The organism is Candidatus Methylospira mobilis, assembly GCF_009498235.1.
Classification (GTDB): domain Bacteria; phylum Pseudomonadota; class Gammaproteobacteria; order Methylococcales; family Methylococcaceae; genus Methylospira; species Methylospira mobilis.
In genome coordinates, this window is sequence record NZ_CP044205.1 from 2,450,850 (window position 1) to 2,466,357 (window position 15,508).

General features: G+C 52.5%; 13 protein-coding genes and 1 pseudogene. 7 read left to right on the forward strand and 7 right to left on the reverse strand.

What is annotated here, in order from left to right; genetic code table 11:
• Positions 1–77 precede the first annotated feature (77 nt).
• Positions 78–356: a hypothetical protein gene (locus F6R98_RS11055; RefSeq protein WP_153249070.1), complete on the reverse strand. Its 279-nt coding sequence runs from the start codon at positions 354–356 to the stop codon at positions 78–80.
• 32 nt (positions 357–388) lie between these two features.
• On the opposite strand from F6R98_RS11055, the gene F6R98_RS11060 reads away from it, so the two are divergent.
• The 4 genes from F6R98_RS11060 (at position 389) to F6R98_RS11075 (ending at position 4,297) form a co-directional block, all read left to right on the forward strand.
• Positions 389–1,459 (forward strand): hypothetical protein, encoded by a 1,071-nt coding sequence (locus tag F6R98_RS11060; protein WP_153249071.1) that lies wholly within the window; start codon positions 389–391, stop codon positions 1,457–1,459.
• Positions 1,460–1,592: 133 nt separating this feature from the next.
• Positions 1,593–3,014, forward strand: a complete 1,422-nt coding sequence (locus F6R98_RS11065) for a hypothetical protein (protein WP_153249072.1) — start codon at positions 1,593–1,595, stop codon at positions 3,012–3,014.
• A 116-nt stretch (positions 3,015–3,130) separates the two neighbouring features.
• A complete protein-coding gene (locus tag F6R98_RS11070) occupies positions 3,131–3,475 on the forward strand; it encodes a hypothetical protein (RefSeq protein ID WP_153249073.1) in 345 nt (114 codons plus the stop codon).
• Positions 3,476–3,559: 84 nt separating this feature from the next.
• Positions 3,560–4,297: a hypothetical protein gene (locus F6R98_RS11075; protein WP_153249074.1), complete on the forward strand. Its 738-nt coding sequence runs from the start codon at positions 3,560–3,562 to the stop codon at positions 4,295–4,297.
• A 357-nt stretch (positions 4,298–4,654) separates the two neighbouring features.
• On the opposite strand, the gene F6R98_RS11080 is transcribed toward F6R98_RS11075, so the two are convergent.
• The gene (locus tag F6R98_RS11080; RefSeq protein WP_153249075.1) at positions 4,655–5,281 is read right to left on the reverse strand and encodes an MCP four helix bundle domain-containing protein; all 627 of its coding nucleotides are present in this window, start codon (positions 5,279–5,281) and stop codon (positions 4,655–4,657) included.
• A gap of 234 nt (positions 5,282–5,515) precedes the next feature.
• Between F6R98_RS11080 and F6R98_RS11085 the strand changes: the two genes are divergently transcribed.
• Positions 5,516–5,962, forward strand: coding sequence for a DUF2721 domain-containing protein (locus F6R98_RS11085; protein ID WP_153249076.1), 447 nt, complete (start codon positions 5,516–5,518; stop codon positions 5,960–5,962).
• Positions 5,963–5,980: 18 nt separating this feature from the next.
• Here the strand turns inward: F6R98_RS11085 and F6R98_RS11090 are convergent, their stop codons facing one another.
• Entirely contained in the window at positions 5,981–7,036 is a 1,056-nt protein-coding gene (locus F6R98_RS11090; protein WP_153249077.1) for a DMT family transporter, read from the reverse strand.
• 315 nt (positions 7,037–7,351) lie between these two features.
• Here F6R98_RS11090 and F6R98_RS11095 point away from each other — a divergent pair, with 315 nt between their 5' ends.
• Positions 7,352–9,835 carry a TonB-dependent receptor gene (locus tag F6R98_RS11095; protein WP_153249078.1) on the forward strand — a complete coding sequence of 828 codons (2,484 nt, stop codon included), beginning with the start codon at positions 7,352–7,354 and terminating at the stop codon, positions 9,833–9,835.
• A 277-nt stretch (positions 9,836–10,112) separates the two neighbouring features.
• Positions 10,113–10,502 (forward strand): hypothetical protein, encoded by a 390-nt coding sequence (locus F6R98_RS11100; RefSeq protein WP_153249079.1) that lies wholly within the window; start codon positions 10,113–10,115, stop codon positions 10,500–10,502.
• Between the two features lie 173 nt (positions 10,503–10,675).
• Here the strand turns inward: F6R98_RS11100 and F6R98_RS11105 are convergent, their stop codons facing one another.
• The 4 genes and pseudogenes from F6R98_RS11105 to F6R98_RS11120 all read right to left on the reverse strand — a co-directional run bounded on the left by F6R98_RS11105 (position 10,676) and on the right by F6R98_RS11120 (position 15,250).
• Positions 10,676–11,494, reverse strand: coding sequence for a metal ABC transporter substrate-binding protein (locus F6R98_RS11105; protein WP_228124835.1), 819 nt, complete (start codon positions 11,492–11,494; stop codon positions 10,676–10,678).
• 151 nt (positions 11,495–11,645) lie between these two features.
• The gene (locus tag F6R98_RS11110; protein WP_153249080.1) at positions 11,646–12,830 is read right to left on the reverse strand and encodes an ABC transporter permease family protein; all 1,185 of its coding nucleotides are present in this window, start codon (positions 12,828–12,830) and stop codon (positions 11,646–11,648) included.
• Positions 12,831–12,833: 3 nt separating this feature from the next.
• Positions 12,834–13,517, reverse strand: a pseudogene (locus tag F6R98_RS11115) (ABC transporter ATP-binding protein); the annotation flags it as partial.
• A complete protein-coding gene (locus F6R98_RS11120; protein WP_194269896.1) occupies positions 13,517–15,250 on the reverse strand; it encodes a hypothetical protein in 1,734 nt (577 codons plus the stop codon). The gene F6R98_RS11120 and the pseudogene F6R98_RS11115, both read right to left, overlap by 1 nt.
• Between the last annotated feature and the right edge of the window lie 258 nt (positions 15,251–15,508).

Here is a 15,508-nt window from a genome sequence, read left to right on the forward strand (position 1 = left end):
CAGGAATGCGTCGTTGCCTGCGAGGCGTGTGTTACCTCATGCCTCGCATCCGCCGGCGGCATGAGCGGCTGCGTGTCCTACTGCCGGGACTGCATCGATCTGTGCACGCTCTGCGTTGCCTTTATGGCGCGCGGTTCAACATTGAGCGCCGAAGTCTGTAAACTTTGCGCCGCCGCCTGCAAGGTGTGTTCAGAAGAATGCGCCAAGTATGCCGCGAACTGCGAACACTGCCGTCGTTGCGCCGAAATCTGCGCCAGGTGCGCGGAAGAATGCTCGAAATGCGCGGAGCACTGTGAAAAGTCATCCTGCTGTAAATAAGGCAGGCGAGTGAATGAAACCGGGCTGCCCGGATTCATTTTTGTATATCTTTTAGGAGTATGAGGGAATCATGACCGAACGCCAACAACCATCTACGCCGGCACCGACCAATACAGGTTTTCGGCTCACCATAGAATTCGACAGCGAAAACCGCGTATTATCGGCCAGCGTAAATGGCAATCAAATCAGCGGAATAGTGCCGGACAATACGCGGGCGATTGCCAATGCCGGCGCTGAAAGCTGCTGCTCATCGGAAGGACCAGCCCCCATGCCAGTACGTTCCGACGCCGAAAGCTGCTGCTCGGTCGAAATTCCCTCATCGCGCAGCATCAGTCTGGAAGTATTAAAAAAAGTTTCGGTACAGACCATTATCGCGACTCTCATCGTCGTGCTGCTGCAATATGCGGTCTACCGTACCCAGTTCCATGACCCCGATTTTGTGAAACGCTATGGCTGGTGGCTGTTCTATCTCGATATCAGCATTATCCCGCTGGTGACCGCCATGGTTTACCTGCGTGCCTTCCTCTATGAAAAAACCTCGCACATGATGGGCATGATGATCGGCATGACGCTGGGCATGCAGGTCGGCACCATGGTCGGCGCGGTGCTGGGAGCCACCAACGGCTTTTTTATCGGTGCGCTGGTCGGCATGCTCAGCGGCGTTTTCGTCGCGATGTACGCGGCCTGGTGCTGCGGCCCGATGGCGGTCATGCACAGCCTGATGGGCGGCATCATGGGCGGCACCATGGGCTCTATGATACTGGTCATGATGATGATGGATCATGTATTGATCTTCATGCCGGTATTCACCGTACTGAACATCGCCCTGGTCGTGTGGTTTATCTACCTGTACTACAAAGAATGCTGCTGTACGGAAAACCTGCAGCTAGGCAAGCCCGTCAATGGATTCGTACTGACTTCCGTCAATATCGTCAGCATCGGCCTTATTTCGGCGCTGATGCTTTATGGTCCCAAGGGACCCGGCAGCTGGATGGGCGAGCCGGCGGATATGAGCGCATCGAATGAAGAATGCATCGACGACGCGGGGAATCCGTTCGAAGCCAAAGCCTGGCAGAAACCCTGCAAGACCAAGGGAGCCTCGCAGATGGCGTGCGGCGCCATGATGAACAGCGGCGGCTAGACCTTAAGCACTGCGCATTTAAGTACCCCCTCAAAAAACCGAGTTAAACGGCGCTGATTCCGGCTTTCCGGTCAGCGCACGAGGGCGTGTATTTGTTTTTTTTCGACGTTTTGTTAAATCAATGGAGAAACGCATGACTACGATAACGGCAAACCCAAATACCGGAATATTTCGCAGGCGTACCCTGGAGCTTTGCATAGGCCTGACGTTGACGGGTGGACTGACCATGCAGCCCGCCATCGTCGAGGCCAAATCCAAACGCCATCAACCAACCCGGCAGGAAATCGAACTGGAAGATGAAAACGCCGAATTGCGTAGACAGGTTTCCGAGCTGCAATCCAAACTGAATGCGGCTCCGGCTACAAATGCCTCCGCCACGCCGTTTGCCGCCACGCCCATCCCCAAAAGCACCGCGCCAGTCACCGCCGCAGCTGCGCCGGCAGCGGCAGCCAACGGCGGCATGGCCTGTGGAGCCAACATGGGCGGGATGAAAATGGAGCCCGGCTCCAAATTCCTGATGAATCCGGTCTGGGGCGGTCTGGACATGTTCTGGAACATGCCCAAGGATTCCATCATGATGAACGTCAAATGGATGCACAATCAGCAAAACGGCCTGGGACAAGGTACCAGCTCCGTACCCGTCAACGTCGCTTCGTCACCCTACAACAAATACATGATGCCGGGCGCAAGCCAGTCCATGGATATGTTCATGTTCATGCCGATGTGGGGCGTAACCGAAGACATTACGCTGATGGCGATGATCAACTACATGTACATGTCGATGCCCAGCCAGATGCTGATGGGCAACCCATTGCAAAGCTACAGCATGTCGCCGATGAATACCGGCGGCATCATGGACACCGACTTCGATATCATCTACCGCATCAGCCACGATTTTGTCGGCACCTTCCAGGTCAGCGCGCCCACCGGCAGCACCCAGCAGACCTATAACCCGTCAGGCATGGTTGGTTACCAACCAGGCGCTTGCAAAGGCATGATGAGCGGACCAGGCTGCTGGAACCAGCTAACGTCCTACGGCATGCAGATGGGCGCAGGCGTACCCGGATTGATGCCGGCGCTGACTTACAACTGGATCAGCGAAGACGCGCAATGGAATCTCGGCGGGCAGGCGTCGTATAACGCCTTTGCCGGCACCAACAACGGCTGGAGTCCCGGCAACATGTTCAAACTGTCGGTCTGGGCGCAACACGAGCTGTTCGACGACTGGACCGTGTGGCTGCGCTCCAATTTCACCGATCAGGCGCAGATCCAGGGCTGCAGCAACCAGATCAGCGGTATTGCTTACTGCGAAAATCGCAGCCTTACCAATACCTATATGCCGGGATTCAATCCCAGCATGTACGGCGGCAAGGTTGCGACTTTATTGCTGGGCTTCAGTTATACCTACGGCATGTTCAACATCGGCGTAGAGGGCGGCATACCCGTTTACCAGAACCTGAACGTCGGAGATAACACAATGAGCAACGGCCAGCCAATCGGCATGCAGTTGCAAAACGCCTATTATATCAACGCAGGCACTTCTTTTATGTTCTAAAACATAGCGTTGAACCCGTCCTGTGCATTGCCGGATCGATTCAACGGTAAGCCGTCCGGCTTTATTTCGTTTACAGATATTAGACTGAAACCATTACACACGCTGAGGAGACTGTTATGAAAAAAAATGATAAAAATTCTTTTACCGTACTGGTAGGCGCTGGCGTTATGACTGCTTTTGTTGCTCCGACGGCAACCGCCGAAAACAACCCTTTTGCACTTAACGATCTTTCCGGTAACACCATGCACGTTGCGGCAGCCAACACGCAAATGAAATGCGGACAAGGCAAATGTGGCGCGGGCATGATGAAACAAGGCGCACAACAAGCCAATAAACCCGCGCCTACGCCACCCCAGAATGCCAATACGGGAACCGCCGCCAACACAACGACCGGGGGTAATGCCGCCTCGCCCGCCACCCAGCAAACACCCCCCGTAAAAAATCAATCCAACCCGAAATAATGAAAAAATGTTTATGCAGGCAATTACATGCACCGGCCTGAAACATTAACTGTAGACAATATACAACATAGGAGTACAGCTATTATGAATATTATTGCCGGCAACACGCAGGAACAGCTCGTCATGAACCTGGACCTGGAACCACATGTCCTAAAACTGATTTCCGATGAAGGTACTGGCTGGTCTTTAGACTATGCTCTCAAGGTTGAAAAGGAATATCGCGCCTTCCTTATTCTGCACCTGCGCTATCCCAATGCCACTCACATTCCAACCAAAAGCATAGACACTTTCTGGCATACGCATATCCTTGACACAATAAAGTACATGGAAGACTGCGATGCTATTTTCGGCCATTACTTCCATCACTTTCCCTATATGGGTTTACGCGGCGAATCCGATGCGGAGTTCGCCGCGGTATCCTTCAACAATACCGTCAACCTGTTCCAAAGCGAGTTCGGAATTGACATTAGTGTGCGCGACAGCTCACCCAGGGTAAGCGCGGCAAACTGCAGCGGTAATTGCTCAGGCAATTGCAGCGGTAATGTTACCCCGCATAAAAAGTCTTCCGCTATCCGGGTCCATGCAAATCAAAAACCCGCCAAGCCGGTTTCAGCAAATTGCAGCGGCAACTGTTCGGGCAACTGTAGCGGAAGTATTCATCAGCAGCAAAAACCCGCCCACAAGGAAATAAATACGCACCATTCTGCAACCGGGCTGACCACGGCAAATTGCAGTGGTAACTGCTCCGGCAATTGCAGCGGCAGTATTTACAGAGACCGCCCGTCTCTTGCAGGTTTTATGAATACCCACCGCGTTCAATAAAGACAAAAAGCTAAAGTCGTTGGGCCCAAACCCCGTTAATGACGGATTTGAGGCCACAAATCTCCAATGCCGTTAGTTACCCGGCCCCATCTCCCTTTGGGAAAGGGGGCCGGGTAAGGACAGAAAGCGCTGTTTCACACCAAAATACCGTTGATAAATAAGATACTTTTACATCATCCAGCGGAAGAGCAGACATGGAGATACCTCCTGCTCTGCGAGGCATGCCTCCTGGCTTATGGCATTGCATCCAAACAAACCTGCTCATTTTATACAACCTGCAACTTTGGCATAGCGCCTAAATGCATTTGGATAAACGAAACTGGAAAAGCGCATAATAAAGCGTCCCGGCCGACTTCGTCAGGTTCCAGGAAATGTCAGCACGACGACGACAACCGGAATAGTCAATACGACAGCGGCTACCAGTAAAGAGAGCAGAGCTGCATTATTCTTCATGGAAACACCATCTTCAGCAGATTTCTTCCCCAGATTGATGTTAAAGTCGCGGTGTTTATGGAATAAGCTTTCTATTTCATTCAGAATGCGCTGATTGCTCATCAACAACTTATACGCCTGATCGCTTTTATTTTCATTTGAGAGAGCAAGCACCTTTCCGCTCATGTCATCGTATTCGGCAAGCGCCTGATAATCTTCCTGTAAAAGACGGCGATCCTCCTCATTGAAAACAAGCGGTTCATAATCATTCAGATAGCCGTCAATTTTTGTGCGCGATTCTGTTATCATGGACATGACAACGGACATGCCACCACTGCCGCTTTGAGCGACACGCTGACAAACAATGAGTTGCAGTTTGGTAATTTCCAGTAATGCCGCATCCAATACCACTACGCTCGGCAGCGAATTGGAAAGCGCGTAATTGGCTTCTTTATATACACGGCTCGTCTGATACTGATTGAATCCGAAAAAACCCAACAACCAAATCAAAACCCAGCCGCCAAGCAGAAAAATACGTGATTTAACATTCATAGTTTGATTCCTTGATGGTTTTGACTTTACAGCGCGACCCGATCTGAACTATCAAAAGACGACCGTCTCAGGTCGAAGCGAGTCTCCAACGAAATATTCGCTAACGTTATCTCAATTTTGGCCGAAGTGGATATTTTATGTTTCAATACACGAGTTGAACATATATAATGATTTATTATATACAATAAGTCAACATGACACAGAAGCCATACACTGGAGCCTTGGGAGGGTTTAATGCCGGAACTTCTCGACCAAATAGTCAATCTGGTAATACATTCCCTGGTGTTATTTTCCAGTCTGGGTATTTTTGTGCTAACGCTGAATGCTCGCTACATCCACGCCGTATTTCTATTAAGAGGCGTTCATGGTGAATTAAAAACCTGCCAGAAATCCGCAGCGCTGGAAATGGAATTGAATTCGCTGATTTACCGGTGCCGGTTATTGAAGTGGAGTTTCGTGCTGATTCTGTGCAGCGCAATGAGCAGCTGCATTTTCTTGATGAGTTCCATTTTTTTCCGCATGATTGACAACACACACATCGAAACCTTGATTGTTTCAATTGTCGCCAGTGTTTTCTTTATTCTAAGTTCAATGATTTTACTATTAATGGAAGTGATATCGTCTTTTAAAGATACATTAATACACATTGGTCACATTGAGATAACGCAGGAAAGTCAGTAAGTCCGTTTTGTAGCTCGGTCAGTGATCGTGCCGGTGATGCGCATCCGGGAAGTGCCGGTGGCTATGGTTCAGCGGTGTGTGATCATGAAGATGACTATGCTTGACGCCTGAAGGAACAGGTTGGACATGGCCATGCAGATGGTGTTCGTCGTGTACATGTTCATGCTCATGGGTCATCGCTTCATGACGATGCAAGTGGCTATGCTGTTCGCTCAGATGCAGCAGAACGCCCAGCACCATCAGCATTCCCGCCGCCAGCAATTGCAAGGTAATGGTTTCGCCCAGCACCACGACTGCGAGCACCGCGCCGAAGAACGGCGCAACCGAGAAATAGGCTCCGGTTCTCGCAGTACCCAGACGGCGGAGGCCGACGACAAACAGGACCAGGCTTACGCCGTAAGCGCACAGGCCCAAAGTCAACGCTGCGCCCATTTCCAGAGCAGGCGGCCATGTGGCGCCCTGCGAAAAGGCCAGACCCAGATTAGCCGTACCGGCCACCATCCCCTTAACCGCGGCTATCCAGGCGGCATCGGCGTGCGCGACATGACGCGTAAAATTATTATCCAAACCCCAGGCCAGACAGGCGGTCAATATCAGCAGAACAGGCGGGAGGCTATCGAAACGCGCCTGATCCTCCGGCCAGCTGAGCACCGCGGCGCCGGCCACTATAAAAAGCATGCCCAATACCAAACGCCGGTCGAAGTTTTCCCGAAAAACAAACCAGGCCAGCAAAGCGGTAAAAACCCCCTCGGCATTGAGCAGCAAGGAAGCTCCGGCAGCCGGCATCCGGTTAAGCCCCCACAATAACAGCACCGGCGCGGCAATGCCGCCCGCGCCTATTCCACCGGTAAACCATAACCATTCGCTGCCGCTGAGTTTGACGCGCAAGCCGCCGCGAATGCATAGATAGACACTCAGCCCCAACCCGGAGCCCAGGTAAAGCAAGCCGGCCAGCAACCAGGGATCGACACTGAGCAACAGCCGCTTGGCCAGCGGCGTGCCGGCGCCAAACAGAAAAGCCGCCGTCAACGCGGCAATCACGCCGGGTTCACGAATTCCATACAGTCGTTTCATCGTTGGCCTATTTCAAAATACACCGGTTGAATCGGGGCGTCCCAGTCTGCGACATGAGGCCATATGACACAGCTTTCGGTCAAAAACCATAGACAGACCTGTAATCGGCTGCATCCCGAATTGCGCCATATATAAATTATCTCAGCAATAGTCTATAAATTAACAGCATAGACGCTACTAAATACGCTGATCAGCACGAGACGCGGACGCATACTATGGCATTAGTTTTGCTTTTAGTTTCAAAGCGTTTCTGTTAACCAGTAACAAAAAAATTAAACCAGAAACAATAACAGCGCATCGTCCTCAAGGATAACAATGAAAACCACTCCCATACTCATCGCCGGCAGATCACGAAAACTGTCCGCGTTTAAATATGCGCCGCTTACCACCGGCCTGATCTTTTGCGTATTTCTCGAGGCTACGGCGGCCGAAACACAAACGGCAACAGACACGCCACCGGTCAGCTCCGGCAGCGTCAGCCCTAACCCGGATAGTGATAAGTCACGCAGTTCAATAGAACAAAATCCGGCAGCCCGCCCGCGAGCGCTCAACACCGGTAACGGCCCCGAAGCAACGGCAGAGCAAGATTCTCCCGTTTCCGCAAATACAGTGCCGGACAAACCCATGGGGTTGCAATCATTAGACACGGTCAGCGTAAAGGGACGTGCCGACATACAGGGGCGCGCCAATGATTTAACCGGGATAGCCTCCTCGGCCTCGCAGGGCGAAGTGAGCAACGACGACATCAAATACCGCCCGACATCGCGCACCGGCGAAATCATCGAAGTGGTTCCCGGCATGATCTCCACCCAGCACAGCGGCACCGGCAAGGCCAATCAATACTTCCTGCGCGGCTTCAACTTGGATCACGGCACCGATTTTACCACCTGGGTCGACGGCATCCCGATGAATCTGCGCTCCAATGCGCACGGTCAGGGCTACATGGACCTGAACAGTCTGATTCCGGAAATGGTGGAGAAAATCGAGTTCGGCAAAGGCCCCTATTACGCCGATCAGGGCGATTTTTCATCGGCGGGCTACGCGCGCATGACTACCAAGAACAAGGTCACCGGCTTCAATAACGACAGCGACTACGGTTATGCGAAGTTCGAAGGCGGCATGTTCGATTATTACCGCGCGTTGTTCGCCAACTCCAATCCTGTCGGCATCGGCGATCTGTTGTACGCCTTGGAATACACCGGTTATAACGGCCCTTGGACCGTATCCGAGAACAGCAACAAATACAACGGAATGCTGAAATACAGCTTCGGCGAGCAGGACTGGCGGGTCGCCTTCAACGGCAAGGCTTATTACAGCCACTGGGTCGCCACCAACCAGATTCCGCTCGCCGGCCTCGGCCAGTCGCTCAGTCCCACCTGCTGCGATATCAACGGCGCGAACGGCGTCGGCGGCGACGGGCGTTACGGTTCGATGAATCCGACCGATGGCGGCGTCACCAACCGCTACAGCGGCTCGGTGAATGCCTGGAGCCGGGGCGACAACTACAAGAATGAGATGAACCTTTACGCGCTTTATTACAATCTGGATTTGTTTTCCGATTTTACCTATTTTTCCGCCAACCCGATTCAGGGCGACCAGGTGCATCAGCAGGAACGGCGTGTCCAGGCCGGCGGCAATGCCGAACAAACCTGGCTTCACAAGCTGTACGGCTTCGACATGGAAAACAAACTCGGCGTCCAGCTTCGCTACGACGGCATACGCAACCTCGGCGTCAGCAATACTTATAATCAGCAGCCGGTGGCGAACAACTCATATCTGCCGCCTTCGCTGTATAATGTCGACGAAACCAGTCTGTGGGTTTACGCACAGAACGAAACGCGCTGGACTGATAAAGTCCGCAGCATCGTTTCCGGACGTAGTGATACCTTCTGGTTCAACGTACAGAGTATTACCCCAGGGTTTCAATACAACGCGCAAAACTCGGGTACTACCGCAGCCACGGCCTTGAGTCCGAAATTCAATTTGATTTTCGGGCCATGGGCGGAAACCGAAGCGTTCATCAACAGCGGTTACAGCTACCACTCCAACGACGCGCGCGGCACCGTGATTCACTATAACCCGGACGGCACGGCGGCCACGCCGGTAACGCCGCTGTCCTGGTCGCGCGGCGCTGAAACCGGGATTAGAACGCAGTACATCCCGCACCTGAACACCACCCTGGCGGTCTGGTATCTGCAAATGAGCGGAGAACTGGTGTTCGAGGGCGATACCGGCACCACGGCGGAAACCGGCGGCACCAACCGCTACGGCGTCGAGTGGACAAACTACTACAAGCCGCTGGACTGGCTGACATTGGACGCCGACTTTGCGTTTACCAGTTCCCGCTATCAGAGCCTCCAGGACCCCGGCTGCGTTGCCGGCACCACCAACATTCCCGCCAACGGCTGCGGCAGCGGCTATTCCGTTCCCAATGCTGTAGGACGCGTCATCACCGCGGGCGCGCAAATCGACCTGCCGGAAGGCTATTTTGCCAGTCTGCGGCTGAGAAGCTTCGGACAGGATGCGCTCAATAATAACGCGACTGCATGGCTGGGCAATACCAATATCGTCAATTTCGGCGCCGGCTGGCATAACGAGCGCGTCAAAATAGAAGTGGATATCTTTAACTTGTTAAACTCGCAGGCAAACGATATTGCCTACTGGTATCAATACGGTCTTTGCAATACGTTCAGCAACAATAATCAATGCGCCGGCGGCAATGTAACGCAATACAACGGCGCCACGTTCCATCCGATACAACCGCGCATGGTCAGGGCGGGAATCACGGTAAATTTCTAATCAGCCCCGCCAATACAACTGCGGGATATGCCGACTCATTTAAGCCATATCCCGCATTAAATACGGGTTCCCATCGGGAAAAATCACAGGAGCAATTGCAATATATTGATATATTGCAATTAATTAAAATGATAAAGTCAGGCATGAATTATGCTTATACTGGTAGTTCGCTGGTAAAGAAAAATCATTCATTCCATCGTAGATATGACTGTTGTTCAAGGAAAAGCCCATGAACATGTCGTTGATTATTTTAATTTAAATAAACTTTGAGGTTCAGATGAGAAAAACCAATTTATTGCGTGCACTATCGATTTTGTTCTTTTTGTCTATAAGCAATATAAGCTTCGCCGGCGGACGCTATGAAGATCCACCAGACGGTCTGGTGGAGGTTTACGGTCTCTCACAACAAATTCTGCAAGCATTGGATGCAGGCGATAATGCCAAAGCATTGGAAATCGTTAAGCAGGCGCGCAAAATTGCACTCGATTCCTACAAGGAAAAAAGCTCAATGCCTATGCAAATTGCCAGCTCCGGCATGAAGGAAGCACGAAACGCGTTGGAAGCCAATCCGGCAGACGTTGCCAAAGCCAAACAGGAAGTTCAGCATGCCTATGAGAAACTGAGCAGTGAAATAGAATATTACAAAAAAGAAGGCAAAATAAAATAAACCGCTCACGCGGTTTGCGTACAGCCGGCCCTGAATACGGGGGCCGGCTTTCATCGATACTAATGCAATAGAAACTATTCCACCGCAGCTCTTGTAACCAAAAAGAAACGCTGTAACCCGTGTCCATACAGGCCTCGGCAGTTTTCCAGCTCGCCATCCCCGATAAGTTGCACTCAATTAAACACGGGACTGAGATTTTCTATATTTCGCCGCATCACCGACAGGAAATCGCCCTGCTCCGGCCTGTTCGCGCAAGGATCGAACACTGCGTTTTTAATTCCCAGGCTGTTCAGCCGTTCCGTAATCGGGCTATCCGGCAGACTTTCCCAGATCATCCATTGCGCATGATGGTTTTTCATCAGCTGCTGCATATTTTTCCATTCGTCTTCCGCTGGCATTTCATTCGCTTCCCAGTGCACGCTCTTTAGATTCAAACCATAGCGTCTGGCCAGATATTGATAAACGGGATGAGATGCGAACAGCGGACGTGTTTGATTACTCGCGACCAAACGCCTGAGCTCATCATCCAACTGCCGCAAATCGGCCTGCAAACTTTGCAGGTTATGCGTGATTTCCGTTTTTAAACCCGGATATTTTTTAATCGCAACGCTGGCAAGCGCATCGGCCTGTTGCTCAGCCTGGGTAAAATCAAGCCAGGTCGTAAAAGCGGTTCCTGCGTGGGAATGTTCGCCGTCCGGACCATGGCTGTGAATAATCGCATCGTCAATCACGATATAACTGTTTTTAAAGCCAGCCGAGGTATCCACCAGCTTCAGCCTGGATAACGCCACTTTCGGCAACCATTTTTCATAATCTGCGCCATTCAGGACCACGAGCCCGGCTTTCTGCATCAACGCGATGGCCGGAAAGGAGGGTTTCCAGAAAGCCGGGTCCTGATCGGGGGGAACAGGTAAATCAACGCGGGCATGGCTCCCGAACAACCGCTCCGCAAAATAAACCAGCGGATAATTGCTTGCCACAATGTCGGGCACAGGCCCGGTTCCTGCTAACCCATCCGCATTGGCCACCGCTCCCTGCGCAGACAGCAGCAGGGCCGCGCAACAATTCAGTAATGTTTTACCTAGGTGCGTACTTTTTAAAGCACGCTGCATATTTAAGGAATGGCGCATAATAATAATACCCTCAGGGCAGAACGAGAAACCGGACCAGTGGAGCGATGTTGGCGCGAACCACTGCCATCAATACCACGCAAACCGTAGCGCATGCCAGGCTCAGCAACACCGCCTCGGCGAATAACAGTCTGACGACCTTGCCGCGGCTGCAACCCAGCAGATAAATGGCATTGATTTCACTTTCTCTCAACCTGAGCGTCAGCGCGAAAACCAGGCCGACGATACAAAACGTTGCGATGCCGACCAGCAGCAGCGCCGAATCAAACAGGCGGCGTATGCGGAAAATGTTCGCCAGTAAGCCGGTAATCGTCTTCAACGGCTGCACGATCTGCGTAGCGGCGTCATCGGCAACATAGCGCCCTCTCAGCAATGCTGCCGATTTGCGATCATACGGTATCGCAATAATCGCGCTGACGGGATAGTTACCGGCATCGCCGTGAAAATGGAAGGCATCCAGGTTTTCCGGCGTGATTTCGGTGTAGGTAACCAGCCCTGCATCCGCGACGCGTACCCGGACATCCTCCGCTATCAACGGGTTTATCGCATGACCGATGGCTTTTGACTCCGAATGACCGTGTCCCAAACCTTCCATAACCCACGCGGTTTGCAAATCAATGAAAATCGCCTGGTCGTCGGGGCTGTGCGAACGCGCAAGCACACCGCTCACATGCAGACGCAGCGGATACACTCCGGCAAGGTCGAACAGATTTTCCGGCGTGGTCAACAGCGTGTCGCCAGGCTTCAGCTTCAAATCCTGCGCAGCATCGACTCCCAGAATACATTCGCCCAGCATGCCCATCATGCGTCCGGTCCGGATAGATAATCCGCGGAAATCGTGATAATCCAATGTCGCGCCCACCAGCGGATGTCCCTGAATGCGGAAACGCGTATAAATCGGCAGCGCATCGGCCAACCCGCTTTCCTGTATGCTATTGACTTCAACCATCGGAATCACGGGCGCGGCAGCTATACTGAAATAGAGCGCATTGAGCGTCAGATCGACCGCGCTTCCTTTGGCTCCGACCAGCAGCGGCGTTTGCGCTGCGCGCAAGCTCAGTTGGCGTTCTCCCTCATCCAGAACAAGATGCAACGCCAGCGGCAGCACCGCAAGCAAACTCAATGAAGAAACGAGGATCAGGCTACGGATGCGATGATGGACAAGGTAGCGCCACGCCAGATAAAAGTCATGCCGCATACCCTACCCTTCCCCGGACGGAAAGTTCGACAGTTCGCGGCGCATCGGCATGAAATCCACAACGCGGTCGAATTGCGGAAGCAGCTCGTGATCGTGCGTGACCGCGACTACCGTGGCTTGCCGCTCGTCAGCCGCCTTGAACAGCAGGTTTAGAATTTTTACCTTGTTGACCGGGTCCAGATTACCGGTAGCCTCATCCGCCAGAATCAGATCAGGCTCAGTCAGCAGCGCGCGGCAAACGGCGACGCGTTGCCGCTCGCCCTGAGACAGGGTATCCGGCATGGCGTTCAGCCTGCCGGACAATCCGACTCTTTCCGCCGCAAACCGCGCGCGCGCGCGAATTTGACCATCCAGTTTAAGCACCGGGTTGATGCGAAAGGCGTGGACTATATTGTCCATGACATGCAGATAATCCAGTAGCTCGATTTCCTGAAAGATAAAGCCGATACGAGTAATCCGAAAATTGCTCCGCTCCGACCCGTCAAGCTGATGCAGCGCAGCGCCGTCGACAAACAATTGCCCGCAATCTGGCTGTAAAATGCCGGCAATCAGTTTTAAAAGCGTGGTTTTTCCGGCGCCGCTCGGCCCGATAATCGCTATTTTTTCACCGGATGCGATATGCAGCGCCGGTATATCCAGCTCGAATTCGGCATCGGGATAGCGAAATTTGACGCGATTGAGTTTGATCATTGACTTTCGCCCCCAACCAGAGGGCGGCCGTCCAGGAAAGCCAGTTGCGTGATGCGCCATTCTCCCCTGCGGCTTGCCGCCAACCGCAAACGCGCTTCGTAGAGGTTCCGGCGATCGTGCGCATGTCCCCAATGAGAAACAACGCCTTCGACCAGCCAGCGCGCAGTCACATCGTAGTGCCGAGGAAATCTTCCTTTATCCTGAATTTGCAAATCCAATAACTCGACACGGCTGACTTTACCTTCGCCGCCCAATCCACGCGCCTGTTTGAGTAGCGCCCTGCGCTGCTGCAAATAAATTTCATCGAGAATATCCTCATCGAGACTATTGGCCAGCCGGTCATAGACCGCATTTTCTTCCCGCAACTGAAATGCGCGATAGGCGTTATGTAACAGCGCTGCGAGAATAGCCTTGACCCGATCGGTTTCCGATGCGGGCTGCTCGCCGCTTTTGATTTCCAGCGCGGAATAGTCCTCGCCGGCGGCAGACAAAGGCTCCATCATTTCCTCGCTCGACCAGGACAACAACGGCTGTTCGATGGAGACATCGGCATCCAAAGTCTCCCTGCCTTGCAAAATGGTAAATGATCGCAATGCATGGGCGATCCGAGGCGCGCCGGAAAAATCCCAGGTCAAACTCAACGACGTAACCGGTTTATCGACAAAATAGGCCAGAACCACTCCCAGCAGTGCGTTATCGGCATCCTGACGGCTGTTATCGTCCAATGGAACGATGCCTTGCCGGCTGAATGAAACGAAGCCTATGCGATCCATCTGCGGTAAAACCGTTATACCGTCCAGCACCATCGGGTTGCGCTGCAGAAGCCGTGGAGCAAGCGCTTCGACCAAGCGCTGCCGCAGCGCGGCGTTCAAAGCTCCGGCGTTTAATTCGGCTTTCAATGAATCAGGAAGCCAATCGCGCACGCCGGACAGGCGTATCAGTATTTCGTGCCTTACTTCCAGCGGCTCGAGGTAAATCCAGGACCTGGGCGCAGCATGATGGCGCACGCGGCTGCTGTCGTCGAAATGCGTCTCCCATGCGTCGTTCCAATTGAAACTCACCGTAAGCGGATGTTCGAACGCCATTAAATCGCTGACCGGAATGCCTTGATGGGTCACGATCAATCCCAGCGACAATTGACCGTTTCGATGTGTTTTATCCTGGGTAAAAACGGCCGATGTCAAAGTAAGGGATTTGAGTTTATGTGGAATCGGATAGACCATCGCACTTTCCCAAACCTTTACACTGCCTACGTTCTCAGAAACTGCGACTGGCGGCGCTGATCCTGCCGTTAACCGGCTATCCTCGCCCAGCATATTCACAAGCCTTAAACCAAAACAGCCAATGCGGACGTTTGCGGGCAATGCAGGCGGACAGGACTGCGCAATTTCCGGAATTTCCGCCATCGCCGGCAGACTGTTATCGGAAATACGCACGCCGACATCCGCCTGCGCATCGCTTACATTGACCTCAATAACGGCCTGAAACCTGGACATTCCGGCCCAATCGCCATAAGCAGGCATCGAAAACAGCGGCAACAGCAAACCGGCCGCCAGGCATGAACGCAACCCGGATTTTAAGCCGGCAAGGAAGAAAGCGGGTGTTGCTATAAACGAATACAACATGAACCATGCAGCGAGCAATGTATTGGATGCGCGACGAAAAAAACCAAGCCAGGAGACAACATCAGAATCCAGCGTAGCCGTGAGAAGGAAAAAGTCTTGCCGCACCTTTATGTTCTTAACTTAATGAAAAAAACCACGACGAATCGCCCTTGTCCCTGGTTTGACGCTGGGAAAGCAACCCGTCATGATAAAAAGGAGGAATTACTCACGAACAGCAATATTAAGCATATATTACGCCAACAGATAAATACACTTTGATTCATCAACTTACTAAATGGCTATAGGCGTTAATACCGCAAGCTACAGGTTATATCGCGCCCATGTGCGTGATATGCCGCAGATTGCCCTCAAGGACATATCCAT

Bases quoted from the DNA above. Each gene is read 5' to 3' on its own strand.
- F6R98_RS11095 (WP_153249078.1), top strand. From the start codon at position 7,352: ATGAAAACCACTCCCATACTCATCGCCGGCAGATCACGAAAACTGTCC.
- F6R98_RS11100 (WP_153249079.1), top strand. From the start codon at position 10,113: ATGAGAAAAACCAATTTATTGCGTGCACTATCGATTTTGTTCTTTTTG.
- F6R98_RS11070 (WP_153249073.1), top strand. From the start codon at position 3,131: ATGAAAAAAAATGATAAAAATTCTTTTACCGTACTGGTAGGCGCTGGC.
- F6R98_RS11060 (WP_153249071.1), top strand. From the start codon at position 389: ATGACCGAACGCCAACAACCATCTACGCCGGCACCGACCAATACAGGT.
- F6R98_RS11080 (WP_153249075.1), bottom strand. From the start codon at position 5,281: ATGAATGTTAAATCACGTATTTTTCTGCTTGGCGGCTGGGTTTTGATT.
- F6R98_RS11090 (WP_153249077.1), bottom strand. From the start codon at position 7,036: ATGAAACGACTGTATGGAATTCGTGAACCCGGCGTGATTGCCGCGTTG.
- F6R98_RS11055 (WP_153249070.1), bottom strand. From the start codon at position 356: ATGAATCCGGGCAGCCCGGTTTCATTCACTCGCCTGCCTTATTTACAG.
- F6R98_RS11065 (WP_153249072.1), top strand. From the start codon at position 1,593: ATGACTACGATAACGGCAAACCCAAATACCGGAATATTTCGCAGGCGT.
- F6R98_RS11075 (WP_153249074.1), top strand. From the start codon at position 3,560: ATGAATATTATTGCCGGCAACACGCAGGAACAGCTCGTCATGAACCTG.
- F6R98_RS11110 (WP_153249080.1), bottom strand. From the start codon at position 12,830: ATGCGGCATGACTTTTATCTGGCGTGGCGCTACCTTGTCCATCATCGC.
- F6R98_RS11085 (WP_153249076.1), top strand. From the start codon at position 5,516: ATGCCGGAACTTCTCGACCAAATAGTCAATCTGGTAATACATTCCCTG.